This window comes from Enterococcus sp. 4G2_DIV0659, assembly GCF_002140715.2.
GTDB lineage: Bacteria > Bacillota > Bacilli > Lactobacillales > Enterococcaceae > Enterococcus_L > Enterococcus_L mansonii.
Window position 1 is genome coordinate 838,231 of record NZ_NGLE02000001.1, and the last position, 20,791, is coordinate 859,021.

A 20,791-nucleotide genomic window follows, 5' to 3' on the forward strand; every position below is an offset into this window, starting at 1 on the left:
TATAAAATGACAATCCTTATTTTAATTTTTAAAAAAAATAGATAAACAACTTAAACATTGAGATAGGCAATATCTTTCGGCAAAACAAGTCGTCTTTTATCAATGTATTTTCGTAAATCCATTAGATTTTTAAATGATGGGATATCTTCTACGATCATATTAACCTTTTCATCTACTGCTTCAACAACGTAGTTTGATACATAAAGATCATATTGCTGATCAGAAAAATCTGTCGGTCGTTCATAAAAATGACTTTCCTGAATGGATAGTTCCACTTTATTATGAAAGTTTTCTTTTAAAACAGAGCTAAGCAACTGAGCATGTTCTTTCCCCAAATCACTTAATACCAAAACAGATAATTGATGCCTTCTTTCATCAGTCAGTCGGCTTAAGTTTTCCCAACGAATAGCCATTTCATGAAGAATACCGTTCAAATACATCGTTTTCCACGGAAATTTCATTTTTGCTTCAAGTGTTCCTAAGGCCTTATCCACAACTGCTGTAAACACCACAAAATTTTGTTTGATTGCTCTACTGGAATATAAATAACGGTCGTAGACCATAAATTTCTTATAAGGGAACATCTTATGTTTAGCATAAATATATTCGAGCAAACGAACAATACTAATTTTACTCTGCTCTGAAATCGATATAGATAGCGCATCTTTAATCGTATTTACTAAGCCTTCCGCTTGATAAATAACATTCGTCTTCTCCTGTTCATTATCCCAACCAAACTCCCACCAGAAAATAGAATAACAAAAATCTTCATACCAATTTTCGGGAAGAACGACATGTAATGGTTCTATGATTGCTTCTATTTCCTCTTCAAATTCTCTAATATCAATCGCCTTTTTTACAAAACTATTGATTGGGTCTCTTCTTGATTGAATCAAAAATCCTTGTCTCTCTCTGATAATCGTCACCGAAATAGAATAAGCAAGATGAACGATTTGACTATCATTTAACTCTAATTTGAATTTTTGATTGATTTTATTGGATAATTTAAATATTTGTTCTCGGTCTAAAGGAAAAGGCCATTCGCGGATACCATAAACTTCTATAAAATAACAAGTAAAGAAATAACGTACCTGACGCTCATCTTTTCCATGAACAAAATACGGTGATCGGCTCATTTGGATATTCCGCTCTTTTAATGCAGAGGCAATTAAATTAGATAAGCGATACAAACTAGAATTACTCAAAAATAATTTTTTCTCCCAATAAGCCGCAGTTTTCATTGGTTCAAAGAACATAGATTCTAATAAAGAAAACGCATTTGATTCTTGGATAATTTCTATATAAATTTCATGAATGGATCGATGAGGTGAGGCAATCAGCCGAACGCCATATTTTCTAGATGTTTCTATAGTCAAATAATCAGACCAACGATCTTCTATATACTGACAGTCCTGCATAATTGTTTTTTTGGAACAATCAATTGTCTCCGCTAAATAATCAGAGGTGACCCAACTGTTTGGTCCATTCAATAAATTCAGTAACAATACTCTTCGATCCATAGACGGTGACAGCAGTCTCTCCATTTTATCTCCTCTTTTCAAATTAATTATATTTTCTTCAAAATTTTCCAGTAGTTAAGAATTTATTGAAGAAATCCCCATATATCAGTAATTATAGCATCATATCCCCTTTTTTTGTATTAATGTCAAACGCAACTCAATTGGTTTTTTTTTTTATAGCTTTTATTATAAAAATATAAAAATAAAAGATTTAAAATTTATCGATAAATGGAAAATCTCACCACATTATTGGAGGGATTCTACATGAAAACACACACAATTAAACAGACGATTATCATTGGTTTCATCAGTATCTTAGGTATTGCTCTATTCATTAGTGGCTATATTGGAACGGACTTGATCAGCCGAACAAAAACAGATACTGAGCCAAAAAAAGAAAAAGTAACATTGTTAAAAAATGTTCCTACGGAAAAAGCATTAGACAAAAAAGTAATTACTAAAAAAACACAACCAAAAGCGAAAATTGTAGCAGTCAATGTAGTAAAAGATACAACAGCTCCTACAATCAATGCGCCAGAAGAAACAATTGAACAAAATACCCCTGTAGATGTCTACGCTGGGGTGACAGCCACTGATACAAAAGATGGCGATCTTACAAATAAACTGGTTGCTTCTCAAACGCTAGATACTTCTATCCCAGGAGATTATACCGTTCGCTTTACAGCGACAGATAATAGTGGCAATACTGGAGCCGCAGATCGAATCATTCATGTGATTGCTGCTAAAAACCAAGAAGCTCCTCAAGCTGAACCAGTTGCTGCGCCACAACCAGAACCTACTACTGTAGCAGCTACAGCACCTGAAAGCGCGCCTGCAGTTACGGCAGCACCAGCTTATGCACCAATGACGATGACAATGAGCGGTCAAACAATTCCTTATCAAAATGGTGGTCAAGGTAGTGGTCAAAGTATCATTGACTCAAATCCTGGAGGGGTTGCCTCTACTTGGGGCGGTGCAGCTGTTCAATCAGGAGATGACAACCAAAACACTCATTTTATAGGCCATAATCCAGGAGCCTTCTCTATTGTCTTTTCTTTAGGTGTTGGTAGTCAAATAGTTGTAACAGATGCTAATGGCACACCAACAACTTATACTGTACGTACTCTTTTACAATTAGACGATTACGGTACAGAAGTCGGTACTGGAACCAATTATTGGGATTTAACAGTTGGCACTGGTGGCGGAGAAAGGATCACACTTCAAAGCTGTATCAACGATAATATCAACCTATTTGTCATTGCTTATAAATAATAAATAAAAGAGCATCCATGAAATAATAACTTATTTCGTGGATGCTCTTTCGATTAATTCAGTTGCAATCGTGATCTTTCTTGCAACAGGTGCTTGTTCATCAATAAGAGAAACAAGTGTTTCCACAGCTACTCCACCCATCCACTCTGTATGGATTTTTACTGTTGTTAATGCTGGACTAACGTATTTTGCCACACTAATGTCATTAAAACCAATAATCGAAATATCCTCTGGAACCTGATAACCAACCTCTTGAATTGCCTTTAAAGCACCTATAGCCAATGCATCACTAGACGCAAAAAACGCACTTGGAACATCAGTAGAATGTTCCGTTAAAAAGTTTTTCATTACTTCATAGCCACTATTTACCGTAAAAAGTGCTTGTAAAATGTACTTTTCATACAGTTGTCCTTTTTGGGCTAAGGTTTCCTTAAACACGGTTAAACGTTTGTCTTCCAAAGGTTCATGACTTCCTTGAGCATACTCTATCCCAGCAAGCATTCCAATTTCTTGATGACCGTGTTGACTAAAGTAAGATAAAACAGAAGAAACACTTTGCTGAAAATCGACAACTAAGGAATTATAGCCTAATGCTAAGGCATCAAAATCGACGAATAAAAGCGTTTCGTTTATTTCAAAGAGAAAATCCGCTTGTTTTTTATCAAACTTTCCTAAAGCTAAGAGTCCATCAGCTTTTTCATCGATCAACTCTTCCAAAGATCGTTTGAGTAATTCAATGCCTAACTCTTCCGCTCTTTTTTCGATACCCAAACGAATCGATAAATAATAAATATCTTCCAATTCTTCTATTTCGTTGTACCATTGAACCAAAATAATTCTAGCTTTAGTTGTTTTATGATTTTTCTTGTGCTTAGTATAGTTTAACTCTTCTGCTGCCTCAAAGATTTTCTTTTTGGTTTCGACCCCGACAGAAAGTTCAGGATCATAATTTAACACCCTTGAAACAGTGGCTGGCGAAACACCTGCTAATGTTGCAATATCTTTAATTGTTGCCATTTTTTCACCTGCTTTTACAAACTATCAATAAACCGTTTAAATGCTGCTTTGCCTTCATCTGTCCGCTTATAGACCCCTGCATCGGCTAAAACTTGCACGAATATCTGTCCTACTTCATTTTGAACGATTTCTTTCACGTTGGTTTCATTAAATGAGTAGGTCTCTTTCATTTGATCAGCCCATGGTTTGTGTGACTCAGCAATTTGGTTTTCATTGCCTAATACATATTGCTCTACTTCTTTTAGTTCTTTATCCAAGCGAGGAGGTAAAATCGCTAGTCCCATCACTTCAATTAAACCGATATTTTCTTTCTTAATATGTTGAAGCTCTTGATGGGGATGGAAAATACCATCAGGATAGTCTTCTGATACATTATTATCACGTAGCACTAAATCTAATTCAAACAGTTGACCTTTCCGTCGAGCAATAGGCGTAATTGTATGATGAGGTGTACCGTCTGCTGAAAATGCTTGGATGGAAACAGACTCATCTGAATACTGACGCCATTTTTCTAAAATCAAAGCACCAGCTTCAATCAAATCATCCGCGTTAGGACTTTGTAGTCGAATCACAGACATTGGCCATTTGACAATTCCAGCATTCATTAAAGGAAAATCCTTCAACTCAAAATATTGTTCAATTTCAGCTTTCTCCATTGGGAAGGAATGGCATCCTGCTTGGTAATGATCGTGAGATAAAATTGAGCCCCCAACGATTGGCAGATCTGCATTGGACCCGACAAAATAATGCGGCAACACTTCCGTGATTCTAATCAATCGGCGAAAGGTCGCCTTTGATATAGTCATTGGTCGATGTTCTTCTGATAAAATAATCCCATGCTCCTTGTAGTAAGCATATGGCGAATACTGAAATCCCCAACTTTCTCCGTCTAAATTCATCCGAATAATTCGATGATTGGTTCTTGCTGGATAGTTTCCTCGTCCTTTATAACCTTCATTTTCCATACATAATAAGCATTTTGGGTATTCACTCTTTGCTGTCTGTTTATCTGCCGCAATCTGTTTTGGATCTTTTTCTGGTTTTGATAAATTGATGGTGATTTCTAACGATCCATATTCTGTTTCTACTGGAAAAATAATATTTTTAGCAATCGCTCTTGTTTTTATATAATCATTTTCTTGACTCAATTTATAAAAGTAGTCCGTCGCGTCTTTTGGGTCTTTTTCATAATGTTGAGCAAAAAAGGCGTTAACAACTGAAGGCGGCGGCGTCAGAAAATCCATTAACTGCGCTTCTAATATCTCTAACTCGGCGATAGAATCATCAATAACTCCATTTCTTTTAGCCTGGAGTACCAACTCGTCCAATAATTCTAATGATGTTTTAGCAACCTTCGTCGGCAATTTTTTTTCTAAAGACTCCATGCCGATCATTGCACTTACCCGATTTTGTAAATAGAGACGATCTAGTTCCATCCAACCGCCAGCTTTGATAGCTAATGTAACGAAATCTGTAACAGTTTGACTAATTGACACATTATTTCCTCCTATATTTGAAGATATGGTTGGTCTGATTAGCGTTAATTAAAAAATAGAAAAAATCTGGTAACAATATTTTTTATCGTAAACAGATTTTCCCTAAAAGCCTAGCCATACAAACTAAATAGAATCATACCCTTTTGGATGATTCACATGCCAGTCCCAAGCCGTTTTAATGATTTGCTTAATATCCGTAACTTGAGGCTGCCAACCTAAAATTGATTTTGCCTTTTCACTTGAAGCCACAAGTTTACTTGGATCTCCTGCTCTTCTTGGCATAACTTTTGCCGGAATCTCTTTGCCAGTTACAGCTCTTGCCGCTTCCAGCATTTCTTTAACTGAGTAACCTGTATTGCTGCCTAAATTGAATACATTGCTGTCATTTCCTTTTTTTAAATACTCTAAAGCAGAAATATGAGCAGCAATCAAATCTTCAATATAGACATAATCGCGAATACATGTACCATCTGGTGTGTCGTAGTCATCACCGTAAATGCCTAAGTATTCTCTTTGTCCTAAAGCTGCTTGTAAAATAATTGGAATTAAATGTGTTTCTGGATCATGATCTTCACCGATAGAAGCATCTGATTTTGCACCTGCCACATTAAAGTAGCGAAGAGCTACATATTTTATGCCGTATGCATTGTCACACCATTTCATCATTTTTTCCATCATTAATTTACTTTCACCGTAGGGATTTTCTGGATTTGTCGGCATTGTTTCCACAATCGGCATTTCCTTTGGTTCTCCATAAGTCGCTGCAGTTGAAGAGAAGACAATGTGTTTAACACCAAATTCTTCCATGACTTCTAACGTAATTTGTGTGCCATAAACGTTGTTATTAAAATACTTTAAAGGTTGTTCAACTGACTCACCTACAAGAGAGCTTGCAGCGAAATGAATCACACCATCAATAGTTTCTTTTTTAAACACCTCTTGCATAAATGCCTTATCACGGATATCACCTTGATAAAACGTTGCTTGTTGGTGAATAGCTTGCTTGTGCCCTGTTTGTAGATTATCTATAACAATAACTTCGTATCCTTTATTGATTAATTGATCAACTGCATGAGAACCAATGTAGCCAGCCCCACCTAAAACTAAAATTGACATGTTGTTGCCTCCTTGAGTAATGTTCTTTTAATCCTACTCTTCATTGTACAGTTTTCTAGCACCATCATCAATGTTTGCTATATAAAAATCGGCAGAATACCCAATTTCTTCTTGGTAGGTTTGACCGACTTGTTCAATAAATTCGTCTAGATTTGTTTCTTTTACTAAGGCAATCCCGCAACCGCCAAAACCAGCGCCTGTCATTCTAGCACCTAAAACACCAGGTTGGACTTGGGCAGCACTTACTAATGTATCTAATTCGACTCCTGTCACTTCATAATCTTCTTTTAATGACGCATGAGACGCGTTTAATAATTGACCAAATGTTTGTAGGTCATTTTCTACCAACGCTTTTTTGGCTTTAATGGTTCGTTGATTTTCTGTTACTGCATGTTTTGCTCGTTTGATTAAGGTATCATCTGAAATAACCTGTTTGTGTTGTTCAAATTGTTCCTCTGTCAATTCTCCTAGCGAGTTGATTGGTAGTACAGTTTGTAAATCTTTCAATGCCTGCTCGCATTCTGCTCGACGTTCATTGTATTTAGAATCAGCTAGTTCTCTTCGTTTATTCGTGTTCATAATGGCAATCACATGCTCACCGAAAACGGCTGGAACTAATTCATACTTTAACGTGTTTGTATCAAGCAAAATAGCATGATCTTTTTTCCCCATACCAATGGCAAATTGATCCATGATACCAGAATTTACACCAATAAATTGATTTTCAACACGTTTACCTAATAGCACCAAATCCAACATTTGTATGTTTAAATCAAAGAGATCTTGTAGAATGACACCTGTTAACAGCTCGATTGAAGCTGAAGACGACAGCCCCGCCCCATTTGGAATATTTCCATAAAAAAGAATATCCATTCCTTGGTCAATCGAATAGCCGTCTTCTATTAAATAATGAAGCATTCCTTTAGGGTAATTAGTCCAATCGTCCTCTTTTCTGTATGTCAAATCTGCCAAAGAAAATTCAATAATCCCCAAATCAGAAAAATTTTCAGAATACAGACGAATTAATTGATCCTCACGTTTTTTTGCCACACCGTATGTTCCAATTGTAATTGCTGCTGGAAAAACAGAACCACCATTATAATCCGTGTGCTCACCAATTAAGTTAATTCTTCCTGGTGCAAAATAAATATCGTTTGCAGATGTTCCAAAAACAGAGTGAAATAAACTTTTTAACTTATTTTCCATAACCATTCACCTCTTAAACTTTTTAGTAAACTTATTATAAAATATTTACTAAATTTTTACAAGGAGATCAGTGAAACGTTTACAATTTTTCAATGTAGTGGCTTTTTTTCTAACTTTAGGTCATAATAGAAAGGTGTAAATAACTGAGAGGAGAGCTAGATATGAAAAAATTTATTTCAGGTATGCTTGTAGGAACAGCCGTTACATGTGCAGCTGTTGTCGGCTTTGCCGCTACAATCAAAAAAACGGTTCTTGATCCAATCGAAGAAAAAGAAGATATGATCGAGGAAAACCGTAAAAAAGCAATGCGCAAACGCATTTCAAGATAATAAAAAAAGAAAAATGAGCCGTTCTGCTCTGATGAAAATGAAAAACTCCTGATTGTGTCTGTTGTAATAAACACAATCAAGGAGTTTTTATTTTATTATTTCCAATTAATAAATACACTTACTTTTCAATCGTCAAAAATAGTTCGAGCAATCAAATCTGCTTGACGTAAATTCCACGGATCTGTTCCTGGTCTAGCAGTAGCTGCCGTTAGCCAATGAACTCCTTCTGTTGGAATTCCATAACAAAATAATCCATTGCTTTTCTTTCCCTGTTTTGTTTGGAGTTGATTTGTTTTTTGGTCAACTAATAAAGCCCCTGTTTGATAGTATTCCCCTGAAGCTAATGCCAACTGATGCAACTCAGCTAGGCCATCTCGTAAAAGTTGCTGAGTTAACGGATTTAAGCTAAATTGATTCGCCACTTTAGATAATCTTGCTTCAATCAAAAAATGACCCTGATATTTTTTAGAAGGATTTTTTTTCGAGTATGCAAGAAATACTCCTGATTGTGTGTCAATACTCATCTCTGATCCAATCAAGGTTATAACACCAGCATTTATCAATGCAATTAATTCAGCCGTTCGCTCCAACGGGGGACCAATTGATAAGAAAGCATTTAATGGGGTGAACCAGTCCCACAACCATTCTTTATATTCCTCATCAGAAAATAATTTTTGTTCTAACGTAAAACGGACTTCATCACGCAAATCTTTTAAGCTGTCTAAAGCTGCACTAAAAGGCCCCAATAAGTTCCCTTTTTCTGCTTCTTTAAAATCCCATTTTAAATAGTCACTAATAAATGATTGAAAGGATTCATTATCGTCTACTTCTTGGTCTGGATTTTGAACAATTGACCAATCCCAATACTCTGTTTCCTTGATTCCATATTTAGCTAAAACGCTGGTATCTCCTTTGGTTCGTATAAACTCTTCACTAAAACGCACTTGATTGATTTTAGGATAGCGCTCTTTAACCAAGGCGAAATAATAAGCAAATTCAATTTCCTTTTTTAAAACAGTGAAGAACTGTTCAGCAGAAAAATGCTCTTTTCTTTTTATTCTGTTCAACCATTTTTCTTTCAAAAAACGAGGCTGATATTCTTCACCATATCCTTTTTGATTCGCTCCTCTAGCATGATAAGGAAATCCTCGTCCTGAACCAGCAAAGATTTTAGGCTCTTTTCCGGAAGGATGATAAACTAATGCACCATTCTTATTTTCAAAAGCCCCGCCACGCTCACGGGTCAGTAACGTAAGGTAATCAAAAAAGACAAGCCCAAGCCCTCGAATGATAACTGATGATTGTTCCGTAATTGCTTCCAAATAGGCATCTGCCGCATTTTTGGGTGATGAATAAAACAATCGATGTTCACTTGCATATGCAGCTAACTCTTTTTCTTGTCCAGTCAATTCATTCTCTTGATGCCCTAAGGCTAAAACTACTTTATCAACCGTTATTTCTACTGCTTTCGTATAAACAAGAAACTTATTATCATGTTTTTTCACTGCCCGTACAGTATCTTTGAAAAATTTGACCGATGTTTGTTCTGTCATACGTGTCTGAATATATTCGTAAAACCATTTTTGGTATAACCCATATAATGCTCTGGAACAATGATCATTCGGTCCTAGTTTTCCACATTCAATTAAAAAGGGGAAACGATTTTCAACATTGCTTTTTTTGATAAAAGGGATGGCTTCATTTTGTGACCATTCGTATAAGTTAGGGCCTTTAGCGATCGGTCCTTTTGTACTTAATGTTTCGTCTGTGAATAAAGTGACGTGTGAAGCTACTGAATTCATCAGTAATGACATCGATTGATCTTCCCGCCAAACTTTACCTCCTGGTCCAAAGGGATCAAACATGGTAATTTGTACTACTTGTTCATCCCTAGACCATTCAACGATACGCTCTAATACCGAAAGTCCTCTAGGTCCGCCGCCAACAATCGCAATTTTCATCTTGTCCCCTCCTTAATATGATTTTTTATCCAATTCATTCATTTTTCCAATCTCTTCCAACCGTTAAATCATTTCTGTCATTTCATCTATAGTTTACCGCACTTACAAAAAAATGGAACCATTAAGGTTGTTAATTAGAAACAAAAAAGCACAGAGAAGTAAACGTTGTTCAATAGTTGAACCATCGTTTATCTCTGCGCTCCATTAGTTACATGTTTTTCTTTTTCGTCTTACCAGTCCAACCATCATATCCACCTTTTAGGATATAAAGATCTTTGTAGCCATTTTTGCGTAATTGATTTGCCGTACGAATACTTAATGATTTTTTTTGATCATAAAGGTAAACCGGCTGATCTTTACGAATAGAATTCAAGGTCGTTTTAATTGTTGTGTACGGCATATTGCGCGCACCAAGAATGTGACCTGCATCAAAAGAGTCTTTTTCGCGAACGTCAATAATTTGAGCTTTTCGCATGCCTTCTTTAAATTCGTCCTCTGTGATTACCTTAGCCGAACGTTTTGCCATAATGCGAAGATATAGCTCATTTGCCCCCATTGCTAATAAAATTGCTAATAAAATAATGTTAATCGTCCATAAAACGTTCATTCCAAAATCCCTTTCTTACTCTTTCTCCATAAATTGTAATGCTAGTGATGCAGCACCGATCACACCAGCTTCGTTTCCTAGTTGAGCCAGTTTGATCTGTGTGCTGTTACGAACTTCTGGGAAAGTAAATTCTTCAAAATATTTTTGAACACGGCTACGCAAAAATTCGCCTGCCGCCGATACGCCACCACCTATTACGATGCTTGACGGATTCAGTGTATTACCAATATTTCCAACTGCTAATCCTAAAAAATAGCATACGCGCTCAACAACCATCAAAGCAAATGGATCATCTGCTTGAGCAGATTCAAAGATATCTTTACTCGAAACATCCTGACCGTCATCGATCGCTTGTTTCAATTTAGAATCACCTGCATATTCTTCTGACATATGACGAGCCACTCGAACAACACCTGTTGCGCTTGAAATAGTTTCCAGACAGCCGCGTTTGCCACACGTACATTCAAAACCCCCAGGATCTACTGTGACATGCCCAATCTCGCCTGCACAGCCATTTACGCCATGCAATAAGTTTCCTTCTGCGATAATACCACCGCCAACGCCTGTACCAAGTGTGATAAACACAACGTCAGGATTATTTTCACCCGCACCTTTCCAGCGTTCACCTAAAGCTGCTACATTGGCATCATTATCCAAAACAAACGGAATGCCTGTTGCCTCTTCAATTTGAGCTTTTACCTTTTGTTTTTTCGTCCAGTTAAGATTATAGGCACCAACCACTGTGCCTTTTTCAATATCTACGCTGCCTGGTGTTCCCATGCCGATTCCGATAAAATCTTCATGTTTCATCTCATAAAGAGAAAGACGATGATTGATTGACTCAATGATGTCCGGCACAATATAACGACCTTCGTCTGAAACATTGGTTTCAATGCTCCATTTTTGCTGAACATCTCCATTTTTTGTTAAAATTGCAAACTTAATCGTTGTTCCGCCTAAATCAATCCCAATCAATTTCTTATCCATTTACTCGGTTCCTTTCTCAGTTGCTCTGCTTTCTTCAATTCGATGCTCTCGTTGCAAAACACTTCTTGCGTGGAGATAGGTGTCTCTATCAATCAAGTGACCTTCATAAATATTTTTTAATTCAATCATCATCAACTCGATATCATAAATTCTGGCACCTACATAAATGTAAATGCCGAATTGTTTAAATAACTGCTGTACATCGTATAACGTTTCCATTTGAATGCACTTCCTTATTATACAAGTAAACCGAATTTTTTAAAACCCAAGGCCAAACAAACTGCTAATATAAATACAAAAATAATCCCTGAGATGATTCGTTCGTGAATATTGAACTCTTCTGCTCGATCTGGTACAGCCAATGCCGAAGCCACTAAAAGTCCACCGATCAAACCACCGATATGTCCCATAATATCTACTGAACTGCTGAACAAGTTAAAAATTAAGTTGATTCCAATAAATGTTGCATAGCGTTGAACCATAAAGGAGATTGCTGGATTATTTCTAAAATGACGTCCTAAAATCACAAACGCTCCAAACAACCCGAATAAGGAGGTGCTTGCTCCTGCCGAAATACTAAGAGGTGAGCCAAAAGTAAAGCTAACAATATTACCAGCAATTCCGCTCAACAAATAAATAACAAGATAACGCCAATGACCATAAATACTCTCAACTTGTGTCCCCACATAATAAAGTGTTACCATGTTTACAACAAAATGCAACCAGCCAATATGTAAAAACATTGGTGTAAAGAAACGCCAATACTCCTGTAGATTAAGGATTTCTCCGCGAGACATTGCGCCCCAACGAATTAAGTTCATACTATTCTCTGAACCACCTGATAGTTCCATTCCTAAAAAAACAATTGTCGTAATCCCTAATAAAATATAGGTAATCAATGGTTGTTTCAATAGGCGTTTTACTTTCATTTGTGTTTGATAATTCATAGCTTCCTCCTAGCTGATAAATAATTGTTTTACAGGTAAATCAAAAGGCTCTACCTGCCAATTTTCTTGAATCTGTTCACTGAATACCAAACTACATGTTTCCCCCTGATACTTTTGAAGAAAACGATCATAATAGCCTCCCCCAAAACCAATCCGAAATCCCTCTCGTGTAAACACAATACCTGGTACAATCAACAAATCGATTGTTTTAACAGATACACTTGGTTCACCTACTGGCTCTTCCACGCCAAATGTGGTCTTTTGAAAGAGGGTTTCCGGCACTACTTTATGAAACTGCAATGTGCCATTTGTCCCTGTTGTCGGCATTAACATCTGTTTGCCTTCTTCCCAGCCTTTTTCACATAAAAGCTGGGTATTAAATTCAAAAGACATAGATTTTGTAATGGCTATTATTTGAGCATTCTGCCAAGATTGATCGGCAAAAAGTGCCTGACTGATACAATGTTCTTTTTCTATTTTAAGAGACGGATGTGCATGAAGCCATTTCAAATTTTCTAACCCAAGTTTTCTTAAACGCACTTTTTCCATCCAATCCCTCCTAAAAATTAGAATTAAAATGTCCCCTTTAACGTACAATTTTTCCTTTTTATCCTTACTCTGTAGTTTATAGAAAAACCGTCTAAATAGCAAACTGATTTCTATTCTTTAGAGGAGATAGCCAAACATTTTTCTAACCAGCTACTAATTGCTTTATAAACCGAAAGCTTTTCCTCTTCTAACAAAATTTCATGACGTAATTCAGAAAACAAAACTAAAGAAACATCCTGTACTTCTGCCTTATCTAACTCTTTGGCTACTTGTCTAGGACCTTTACCAAAATCTCCAACTGGATCTTGTTCTCCACTAATAACTAATATCGGTAATGTATTCTCTATATTACAAGCCCATCCCTTGCGATTTGCTCCATCAACTAATCGGAATAATGTATAAAAACCATTATTCGTAAATGTAAAACCAGTAAGCGGATGTTCTTCATACTCTCTAACATTTTTTTGATCTTTACTTAACCAGTTAAACGGACTAGGTTCTGGAAATTGTTTACTGAAAGAGCCGAAAGCTAACTTGTCTATCCATTTATTTACTTTTTCAGGGGCTGTTTTGTTCAATCCTTGAGTTACAGAAAGCGCCAGCGGAAGCATCGAAGCCTTTTTACCTGTCCCCATAAAAATCGCTCCGTTTATCTCCGGTTTGTAAAGTTGTAAATAATTTCTCAACGCAAACGAACCCATGCTATGACCTAACATAAAATGAGGAAGTTGCGGATAATTCTCTGTAATCCATTCTTTTACAAAATGAATATCTTCTAACACAAAGCTGACTGAATCACCTTTACCGAAATATCCATGTCTCGGGTTGTCTTTTGCGACTGACTCTCCATGTCCTAGATGATCGTGTCCGACTACAATATATCCTAATTGATTTAAATAGCGCGCAAAATTATCATATCGTTCAATATATTCAGCCATTCCATGAATAATTTGAACGACAGCGATTGGCGTTTTTTTTGTTGACCAGCAAATAAAATGGCTCTCCGTCTCTTGATCTGCTGATAAAAAAGTCTGGTGGTTCATTTTCATCCCTCTTCTCGATTGATAGTTTTTATTATAAAGTATTCTTAGTAAATGAAATAGTGAAATGAGCATTTTTTTTATTTTACTTTCACGATTATATTTAAGAAGGTAATTATAGAAGATATTGGTTTAGATTCATTTTTTTATTAATAGGTTATATGAGCACTAGTGATAAATTGACGAACATTCACTGATTTCAAAAAAAACGGAGATAAAAGTATCTCTTTTATATATCTTTAGACAAAAAATCACGATTTTTTTAATCGTAACTGCACTAAAAATAGTTTTTAGACTAATCTACTTCAAAGAGGTATCCAAAAAAAAGGTCGCATTTTGTTCATAGAATAATCCGTCTATCCCTTTTGGACGATTGTCTACATCAGGTTGTTTATCCTCATTGAGCGCGTCAAGTTGCTTCTTTATTTTTAATTGATTAATACGTATGACTTCTCCAGAACTTCTATCATTTTAAACTAAGAATTTCTCTATGCTTTGATAGGGCTCTGTTTCAATCACATAGAAAAAACTAGAGGTATTTTCCTCTAGGCTTCATAAATTCGATTTAATTCTTTCGATTTTCTTTGCTAACATTAATCGACAAAGAGAGCATTTTTTTAGCTGATACTACTTCAAAAAATCATCCCAAGATTAGAAAAGTCCCTTGATTTTTTTACAATCATCTGTTGGCAACTTGATTAGTGAGTGACTGTTTACTAGTCGAGGCTTTATCACTTGATTACCAATTTCGTGATAGAATGCCTTTTTATCTTATTATTGCATCCATACACTAAAACATAAATTTTTTTAATATCCCAAAGATATTAGAAGTTCTGTTCCAGCTTCTCTACATTTTTTCCATTCATTAGCATTTCTTAATGCTTCTTCACACCAAAGTGACTTATCCTTACTCATATCATTTAATTTTTCATCAATAACTAAAAATTTCTGATACTGGACTAAAGTTATCCAATCATTTTCAAATAATTCTTTTGCATAATTTAATGTAATATCAGAAAAATCTGAAGCTATTTCATCAGCAACTGGAAAACCTTTTAATTTTTTTATTTGTTCCTCTGCTGGCATTGAAAATTCTTGAAGATTTTCGACAACTCTGTTATATAACATTGTCAATTTTTCTATGTCTTCAGTCATTCTTTCACAACCTTTCCATTCGTATAAATTCTAGTAATTCCATGTTCTGGGGAAGATACTTTGTAATATGGCAACTCGCCATGATGACCACCACCAGGATGATATTGAATATATCTTGAGCTTCCACTAGTTCCTGCTGGAGGATTCATGCTAAATCCTCCACCTTGTTCATAAGGAATGCCCGCATTCCCACCTTTTTTCAAAGGAGTTACTATCCATCCCTCTTTCTTTACAAAATCAACAATATCTGTAGGATTAACATTAGTCAAAGAACTAGGTGTATTTATTATGTCATCTATTGAATTAACTGGATTTTTCCACTGAACATTCCCAGCTCCATATTTATCTTTAAAATAATTATTCCAATCTTTTCCAGATACAGGATTCTCCGCACCGAAATCTGTTTTAGAGGGGTTAACCTCACCAGCATTTCTAGGCGTCGCATTTTTGACTTTCCCTACATTAATTACACCTTTGGCCATCACACCGAGCGTAATCATGCCATTCGCCAACAAGGAAGCTTTTCCAATCATTTCCATTGTTGTTAATTTCTTTCCTGTTACACTGTCAATTCCCGTTTTTAATTCTTTTATCAGGGTCGCATTTTGTTCATAGAATAATTCGTCTATCCCTTTTGGACGATCGCCTTGAATGAAACTTAAGCCGTATTCATCAATCATTCGACTAAGCCATTTATTATAGGCTAAAGTGACATCGATATCTGCTGCGGTGGCGAAATTCTTTCCTTTTTCCACCCATAGCCACATTTTACCATAGCCTAAATCAATTAGTTTATATTCTCGACCGCCTACATCCGGTTGTTTATCCTCATTGAGCACGTCAAGTTGCTTCTTTATTTTTAATTGATTAATACATATAACTTCTATAATTTTAAACTAAGAATTTCTCTATGCTTTAATATGACTCTATCTCAATCACATAGAAAAACCTAGAAGCATTTTCCTCTAGGTTTCATAAATTCGATTTAATTCTTTCGATTTTCTTTACCAACATTAGTTGACAAAGAGATCAATTTCTAGCTGATAACATGTCAAGGAATCCTCCCAATATTAGAAAAGTCTCTTGAGATTTTGTACAATTAACTGTTGGCAACTTGATTAGTGAGTTCACTCTTACTAGTCAAGGCTCTATCTTCTTGATTCCCCTCGTGTTATAGAGTGCCTTTTTTATTTCTTTTCCAAGACTTACTCAATAGTAATTTTATTGTCATCTAAAACTTTAAAAAAATTGTTGCTATCTATACTATCTCTATAGAAAAGAGTAAACAAGTCACCTTCTATAAGATTAAATTCAATTAATACACTGTCATTAATGTTTTCTTCTATATCTCCTAAACTAGGGATAAATTCACTACCACATAAAACCACTGCAATGCTTAATTCCCATACAGTTCTGCACTGTTTCAAAATATTAATTATTTCATTAAAGTCTATTTTTATACCATGTGCATCTTTTACTAAATTATTAAAATCAAAAACCTTCTCACTAAATAGACCTTTTTCTTCGGAAAATCTTTCTTGGTCATTTGGAACTGCATTAATTGTTCCAATAGAAAATTTCTCAATTCCTGTACTCTCTTCCATAGACTTTAAAATTTCAATTAAAAATTCAGCATTATAGTTTGCATCATTATACGTACAATCAATTTTTTTTAGCATACTTTCTCTCCTATTTTGAAAATGGTGGATTGATATCAAACTTATGATCAACTTTTTTTCCTAGAGGAAATTCAGCATCATAAATGTATTCATGCCAATGAGGAGCACTATGTGAATCAGGTCTTCCATGATCTGTGTAATCGACCCACCCTTTTTCTCTTCCATATTGATCATAAAATTTAGTTTGTTTTAAATTACCTAGGTCATCAAATTTATCTAATGAACTAGTTCCAGGTTCAACTCTGCTAGGTAGTCTATTGTTCTTATAATACTCTTCTGGTAAGAACGGTTCTGTAGCAAAATCATTTGGCTGTTTTACAGATTCAGCCCCACCAGCTTTCTCACCAGCATTTCTAGGCGTCGCGTTTTTGACTTTCCCTACATTAACTACACCTTTGGCCATCACACCGAGCGTAATCATGCCATTCGCCAACAAGGAAGCTTTTCCAAGCATTTCCGCTTGAGTTAATTTCTTTCCTGTTACACTGTCAATTCCCGTTTTTAATTCTTTTATCAGGGTCGCATTTTGTTCATAGAATAATTCGTCTATCCCTTTTGGACGATCGCCTTGAATGAAACTTAAGCCATATTTATCAATCATTTGACTAAGCCACTTATTATAGGCTAAGGTGACATCGATATCTGCTGCGGTGGCGAAATTCTTTCCTTTTTCCACCCATAGCCACATTTTACCATATCCCAAATCAATTAGTTTATATTCTCGATCGCCTACATCTGGTTGTTTATCCTCATTGAGTGCGTCAAGTTGCTTCTTTTCTTTTAATTGATTAAACCAGCTACTATCAACGCCTGCAGGTAATTGATACGTACCATCACTATTGACGACTGTATTATTTAGTACCATGACACCTTGCATGGCAATCTTCATATCGTTTAAGCTACTAGCAAATAGACTGTTGGTTTGTGAAGAGAATTGATGGAGTTTTTCTAGCTTCTTTTGTAATTCTCGGATATCCTCTTCAAACGTATTGGACATACGATTCAGTTTGTTTTGAACGTCTAATAAGCCATCTAAGACTTTTTTATTTTGATGTACGAAAAAACGGTATCAGTAGTTGGTTCCTTACTAATACCGTTTCATTTACTTCACATTTTCTATCTGAATTACTGCAATTAAAATAAACATCCGAAAAGACTAGGAAAGTCCCTTGACGTTTTGAAGAATAAATACAGCTAGCTTTTTGTTAGCTATTGGCAACTTGATTAGTGAGTGACTGCTTACTAGTCAAGGCTTTATCACTTGATTACCAGTCTTGTGATAAAGTGTCTTTTTTATTTTTCTTTAATTTTATCATTTTCTGAATCTAAGAAGTCATGAAATCTTTCTATCAATCCTTTTTTTGTAGTAGGAATTTCTTGAGGCATATAATTTATAAATCCAGCCATATCTTCTGGATAACCATTATCACTATAGAACTCTGCAATTCCATTTAACAAATCATCTTTATCACTGATAGTATCATTTAATTTAGATAGATAAATAAATCTAAGTTTTTCTTCTTCTAATTTATAATCATTACTGTCTTCTTCTAAATTAGGAAAGTATCTACTTTTTAATTCAAATAATATTTGTTGTAAATCATCAGCTTCTACTCCCCAAGCCAATTCACTAATAAAATCATCATCACTTCCAAGCTCCATTAGTTCTATTGCATAATCAGAAATTACTTTTGGCTCAAAAAATTTTTGAATGACTCCAACATAGATAGTTTTCCAATTATAATTCACTTTTTTTTCTTTAAAACTTGTTAAATTCATTATTTTCTCCTTCTATTTTTTAGGTACTTGATTTGGTTTCCCAGTTAACACTCCACCATCTATAAACCTTCGATGGCTTATATTACCATTAGGCTCAATAATCCATTCAAAAACACCTGTTTTTCCATTGTGACTTCCTTCAATTTGGAAAAATCGTCTATTAACTCCATCTCCACCAACCAAAGGAAACTCATTTGCACCACTTGGATAATTATCAACAATATCAGGAAATCCATGTTCTTTTGGAACATGCGGAAATTCTTTTTCTATTACTGGTTTTCCTTTTGAGTCTTTTCCCCAAATTGGTTTTACATCATCAACTTTTGCTCCACTTCCTACTCGTTGACCATCTAACACAGGACTCTCAAGTTCAGAAATAACTTTTTGATTAGCCCCACCAGCTTTCTTACCAGCATTTCTAGGCGTCGCATTTTTGACTTTCCCTACATTCACTACACCTTTGGCCATCACACCGATCGTAATCATGCCATTCGCTAACAAGGAAGCTTTTCCAATCATTTCCATTGTTGTTAATTTCTTTCCTGTTACACTATCAATTCCCGTTTTTAATTCTTTTATCAGGGTCGCATTTTGTTCATAGAATAATTCGTCTATCCCTTTTGGACGATCGCCTTGAATGAAACTTAAGCCATATTTATCAATCATTTGACTAAGCCACTTATTATAGGCTAAGGTGACATCGATATCTGCTGCGGTGGCGAAATTCTTTCCTTTTTCCACCCATAGCCACATTTTACCATATCCTAAATCAATTAGTTTGTATTCTCGATCGCCTACATCTGGTTGTTTATCCTCATTAAGCGCATCAAGTTGCTTCTTTTCTTTTAATTGATTAAACCAGCTACTATCAACTCCTGCAGGTAATTGATACGTACCATCACTATTGACGACTGTATTATTTAGTACCATGACACCCTGCATGGCAATCTTCATATCATTTAAGCTACTGGCAAATAGACTGTTGGTTTGTGAAAAGAATTGATGGAGTTTTTCTAGCTTCTTTTGTAATTCTCGGATATCCTCTTCAAACGTATTGGACATACGATTCAGTTTGTTTTGAACGTCTAATAAGCCATCTAAGACTTTCGCAACAGGATTATTTCTCGACAACGATCTAACTACTGCTGCAGAAGCATCAACGGACGCTTTCATTGCTTTTTTTGTAGCAATTTGTTGATTCAGTTTATCTTCATCCAATGTTCCTTCACTTGATATGTTCTGATCAGCGCTTGTATATGTTTGTAGCTCTTGTTCGATAGTGCTCATCGCTGACGTTACTTTGCTGATTGTTGGTAAAACTAACTCACTAAAAAGGCCTTTTCCTGCGGTATAAGCAGCACCAGAGAGGGTTTTCCCATCTACGGCTGCAATCACTTTTTGACTGCCAGCTTTTAATTGTTCAGAAGCTTCTTTTCCACTTTGGAGGTTCTTTTTTAAGGCGCTGATTAATTGTGCTGAGTCTGAGCTAGAATAAATTAATCCCAAGAAATTTCACCTCTTTTTCTATAGAGCTCTTCTGCTTCAGCGTCGAGGACTTTTCTTTGTTGCGTATACCTTTCGGAGAGTTCCTCCTCAGCTTCTCTTAGTTGACGTTTAAACACGTGCTCTTGTTCTTCGTTTTTTCTTTGTAGTCGCAGGCTTTCTGGATTTTCACGAAACTCTTCATCGTTTAGCATACTTAGGGTACGATACCCTCTTTGTAAATCTTCTTGTAGCTGTTGCAAAGTCGTTTCTATTTTTCGTTGGTCATTTTTTAAGTCATCAACACGGTTTTCCTTCTCGATAATCAAACGATTATACGTTGCTCGTTCTTGTTCATTTTTATTCTCCACAACATTCTCCTTAAAACTTGATCTTACTATCTTCGATCGCCATGATTTTAGCTATCTTGGGAAATTTTTGCCCCTGCTCTTTCACGCAATCGATTAACTGCGATAAATCTGATAGTAATTGATTCGTTACTTCTGCTCCTTTTTTCATACTACTGATGTTGCTTTTACCTAAGCTTACTTGTGAGCCTTTATTGACAGATACAGCGTTAATTCCTGAAACTGCTCCTGAGGCTGATCCAATATCCGAAGCTATTTTAGCCATTTTTTCACCCTTTCAC

General features: G+C 35.7%; 22 protein-coding genes. 2 read left to right on the forward strand and 20 right to left on the reverse strand.

Annotation, left to right across the window (positions count from 1 at the left end; all coding sequences use genetic code 11):
• Positions 1 to 50: 50 nt before the first annotated feature.
• Positions 51 to 1,544 (reverse strand): AcpB/EbpR/MafR family transcriptional regulator, encoded by a 1,494-nt coding sequence (locus A5880_RS03950; RefSeq protein ID WP_086331905.1) that lies wholly within the window; start codon positions 1,542 to 1,544, stop codon positions 51 to 53.
• A gap of 240 nt (positions 1,545 to 1,784) precedes the next feature.
• Here A5880_RS03950 and A5880_RS03955 point away from each other — a divergent pair, with 240 nt between their 5' ends.
• A complete protein-coding gene (locus A5880_RS03955) occupies positions 1,785 to 2,792 on the forward strand; it encodes an immunoglobulin-like domain-containing protein (RefSeq protein WP_086331906.1) in 1,008 nt (335 codons plus the stop codon).
• A gap of 30 nt (positions 2,793 to 2,822) precedes the next feature.
• Here the strand turns inward: A5880_RS03955 and A5880_RS03960 are convergent, their stop codons facing one another.
• The 4 genes from A5880_RS03960 to A5880_RS03975 form a co-directional block, all read right to left on the reverse strand.
• Positions 2,823 to 3,809 carry a LacI family DNA-binding transcriptional regulator gene (locus A5880_RS03960; protein WP_086331907.1) on the reverse strand — a complete coding sequence of 329 codons (987 nt, stop codon included), beginning with the start codon at positions 3,807 to 3,809 and terminating at the stop codon, positions 2,823 to 2,825.
• Between the two features lie 14 nt (positions 3,810 to 3,823).
• Positions 3,824 to 5,305 (reverse strand): UDP-glucose--hexose-1-phosphate uridylyltransferase, encoded by a 1,482-nt coding sequence (galT, locus tag A5880_RS03965; RefSeq protein WP_086331908.1) that lies wholly within the window; start codon positions 5,303 to 5,305, stop codon positions 3,824 to 3,826.
• Between the two features lie 123 nt (positions 5,306 to 5,428).
• On the reverse strand, positions 5,429 to 6,421 hold the full coding sequence (galE, locus tag A5880_RS03970) for a UDP-glucose 4-epimerase GalE (RefSeq protein WP_086331909.1): 993 nt from the start codon (positions 6,419 to 6,421) through the stop codon (positions 5,429 to 5,431).
• A 33-nt stretch (positions 6,422 to 6,454) separates the two neighbouring features.
• Positions 6,455 to 7,627, reverse strand: coding sequence for a galactokinase (locus A5880_RS03975; RefSeq protein ID WP_086331910.1), 1,173 nt, complete (start codon positions 7,625 to 7,627; stop codon positions 6,455 to 6,457).
• 161 nt (positions 7,628 to 7,788) lie between these two features.
• Between A5880_RS03975 and A5880_RS03980 the strand changes: the two genes are divergently transcribed.
• Positions 7,789 to 7,956: a DUF3042 family protein gene (locus tag A5880_RS03980; RefSeq protein WP_010760505.1), complete on the forward strand. Its 168-nt coding sequence runs from the start codon at positions 7,789 to 7,791 to the stop codon at positions 7,954 to 7,956.
• A 125-nt stretch (positions 7,957 to 8,081) separates the two neighbouring features.
• Here the strand turns inward: A5880_RS03980 and A5880_RS03985 are convergent, their stop codons facing one another.
• The 15 genes from A5880_RS03985 to A5880_RS04055 form a co-directional block, all read right to left on the reverse strand.
• Positions 8,082 to 9,917 carry an FAD/NAD(P)-binding protein gene (locus A5880_RS03985; RefSeq protein WP_086331911.1) on the reverse strand — a complete coding sequence of 612 codons (1,836 nt, stop codon included), beginning with the start codon at positions 9,915 to 9,917 and terminating at the stop codon, positions 8,082 to 8,084.
• Positions 9,918 to 10,125: 208 nt separating this feature from the next.
• Positions 10,126 to 10,524 (reverse strand): rhodanese-like domain-containing protein, encoded by a 399-nt coding sequence (locus A5880_RS03990; RefSeq protein WP_086331912.1) that lies wholly within the window; start codon positions 10,522 to 10,524, stop codon positions 10,126 to 10,128.
• Between the two features lie 15 nt (positions 10,525 to 10,539).
• Positions 10,540 to 11,511 carry an ROK family glucokinase gene (locus A5880_RS03995; protein WP_086331913.1) on the reverse strand — a complete coding sequence of 324 codons (972 nt, stop codon included), beginning with the start codon at positions 11,509 to 11,511 and terminating at the stop codon, positions 10,540 to 10,542.
• Positions 11,512 to 11,730: a YqgQ family protein gene (locus A5880_RS04000; protein WP_010760500.1), complete on the reverse strand. Its 219-nt coding sequence runs from the start codon at positions 11,728 to 11,730 to the stop codon at positions 11,512 to 11,514. It abuts the gene before it with no gap.
• A gap of 17 nt (positions 11,731 to 11,747) precedes the next feature.
• Complete coding sequence (locus tag A5880_RS04005; RefSeq protein ID WP_086331914.1) at positions 11,748 to 12,458, reverse strand: rhomboid family intramembrane serine protease; 711 nt, start codon at positions 12,456 to 12,458, stop codon at positions 11,748 to 11,750.
• A 9-nt stretch (positions 12,459 to 12,467) separates the two neighbouring features.
• Complete coding sequence (locus tag A5880_RS04010; RefSeq protein WP_086331915.1) at positions 12,468 to 13,007, reverse strand: 5-formyltetrahydrofolate cyclo-ligase; 540 nt, start codon at positions 13,005 to 13,007, stop codon at positions 12,468 to 12,470.
• Between the two features lie 110 nt (positions 13,008 to 13,117).
• Positions 13,118 to 14,050: an alpha/beta fold hydrolase gene (locus A5880_RS04015; protein WP_086331916.1), complete on the reverse strand. Its 933-nt coding sequence runs from the start codon at positions 14,048 to 14,050 to the stop codon at positions 13,118 to 13,120.
• A gap of 804 nt (positions 14,051 to 14,854) precedes the next feature.
• Positions 14,855 to 15,202: a hypothetical protein gene (locus tag A5880_RS04020; RefSeq protein ID WP_179190496.1), complete on the reverse strand. Its 348-nt coding sequence runs from the start codon at positions 15,200 to 15,202 to the stop codon at positions 14,855 to 14,857.
• Positions 15,199 to 16,041, reverse strand: a complete 843-nt coding sequence (locus A5880_RS04025) for a hypothetical protein (protein WP_336576959.1) — start codon at positions 16,039 to 16,041, stop codon at positions 15,199 to 15,201. The genes A5880_RS04020 and A5880_RS04025 overlap by 4 nt, the downstream gene beginning before the upstream one ends.
• A 366-nt stretch (positions 16,042 to 16,407) precedes the next feature.
• A complete protein-coding gene (locus A5880_RS04030) occupies positions 16,408 to 16,881 on the reverse strand; it encodes a hypothetical protein (protein ID WP_086331917.1) in 474 nt (157 codons plus the stop codon).
• Between the two features lie 10 nt (positions 16,882 to 16,891).
• Complete coding sequence (locus A5880_RS04035) at positions 16,892 to 17,878, reverse strand: hypothetical protein (RefSeq protein WP_336576960.1); 987 nt, start codon at positions 17,876 to 17,878, stop codon at positions 16,892 to 16,894.
• A gap of 296 nt (positions 17,879 to 18,174) precedes the next feature.
• Complete coding sequence (locus A5880_RS04040) at positions 18,175 to 18,660, reverse strand: DUF2247 family protein (protein WP_336576961.1); 486 nt, start codon at positions 18,658 to 18,660, stop codon at positions 18,175 to 18,177.
• Between the two features lie 12 nt (positions 18,661 to 18,672).
• Positions 18,673 to 20,166, reverse strand: a complete 1,494-nt coding sequence (locus A5880_RS04045; protein WP_336576962.1) for a T7SS effector LXG polymorphic toxin — start codon at positions 20,164 to 20,166, stop codon at positions 18,673 to 18,675.
• A complete protein-coding gene (locus A5880_RS04050) occupies positions 20,157 to 20,513 on the reverse strand; it encodes a hypothetical protein (RefSeq protein WP_086331919.1) in 357 nt (118 codons plus the stop codon). The genes A5880_RS04045 and A5880_RS04050 overlap by 10 nt, the downstream gene beginning before the upstream one ends.
• A 10-nt stretch (positions 20,514 to 20,523) precedes the next feature.
• Positions 20,524 to 20,775, reverse strand: coding sequence for a hypothetical protein (locus tag A5880_RS04055; protein ID WP_086331920.1), 252 nt, complete (start codon positions 20,773 to 20,775; stop codon positions 20,524 to 20,526).
• Between the last annotated feature and the right edge of the window lie 16 nt (positions 20,776 to 20,791).

Coding starts and splice junctions, on each gene's coding strand:
- A5880_RS04055 (WP_086331920.1), bottom strand. CDS start 20,775: ATGGCTAAAATAGCTTCGGATATTGGATCAGCCTCAGGAGCAGTTTCA.
- galE (WP_086331909.1), bottom strand. CDS start 6,421: ATGTCAATTTTAGTTTTAGGTGGGGCTGGCTACATTGGTTCTCATGCA.
- A5880_RS03995 (WP_086331913.1), bottom strand. CDS start 11,511: ATGGATAAGAAATTGATTGGGATTGATTTAGGCGGAACAACGATTAAG.
- A5880_RS04020 (WP_179190496.1), bottom strand. CDS start 15,202: ATGACTGAAGACATAGAAAAATTGACAATGTTATATAACAGAGTTGTC.
- A5880_RS03975 (WP_086331910.1), bottom strand. CDS start 7,627: ATGGAAAATAAGTTAAAAAGTTTATTTCACTCTGTTTTTGGAACATCT.
- A5880_RS03950 (WP_086331905.1), bottom strand. CDS start 1,544: ATGGAGAGACTGCTGTCACCGTCTATGGATCGAAGAGTATTGTTACTG.
- A5880_RS04040 (WP_336576961.1), bottom strand. CDS start 18,660: ATGAATTTAACAAGTTTTAAAGAAAAAAAAGTGAATTATAATTGGAAA.
- A5880_RS03980 (WP_010760505.1), top strand. CDS start 7,789: ATGAAAAAATTTATTTCAGGTATGCTTGTAGGAACAGCCGTTACATGT.
- A5880_RS04015 (WP_086331916.1), bottom strand. CDS start 14,050: ATGAACCACCAGACTTTTTTATCAGCAGATCAAGAGACGGAGAGCCAT.
- A5880_RS04005 (WP_086331914.1), bottom strand. CDS start 12,458: ATGAATTATCAAACACAAATGAAAGTAAAACGCCTATTGAAACAACCA.
- A5880_RS04000 (WP_010760500.1), bottom strand. CDS start 11,730: ATGGAAACGTTATACGATGTACAGCAGTTATTTAAACAATTCGGCATT.
- A5880_RS03955 (WP_086331906.1), top strand. CDS start 1,785: ATGAAAACACACACAATTAAACAGACGATTATCATTGGTTTCATCAGT.
- A5880_RS03990 (WP_086331912.1), bottom strand. CDS start 10,524: ATGAACGTTTTATGGACGATTAACATTATTTTATTAGCAATTTTATTA.
- A5880_RS04030 (WP_086331917.1), bottom strand. CDS start 16,881: ATGCTAAAAAAAATTGATTGTACGTATAATGATGCAAACTATAATGCT.
- A5880_RS03960 (WP_086331907.1), bottom strand. CDS start 3,809: ATGGCAACAATTAAAGATATTGCAACATTAGCAGGTGTTTCGCCAGCC.
- A5880_RS03985 (WP_086331911.1), bottom strand. CDS start 9,917: ATGAAAATTGCGATTGTTGGCGGCGGACCTAGAGGACTTTCGGTATTA.
- A5880_RS04010 (WP_086331915.1), bottom strand. CDS start 13,007: ATGGAAAAAGTGCGTTTAAGAAAACTTGGGTTAGAAAATTTGAAATGG.
- A5880_RS04035 (WP_336576960.1), bottom strand. CDS start 17,878: ATGTCCAATACGTTTGAAGAGGATATCCGAGAATTACAAAAGAAGCTA.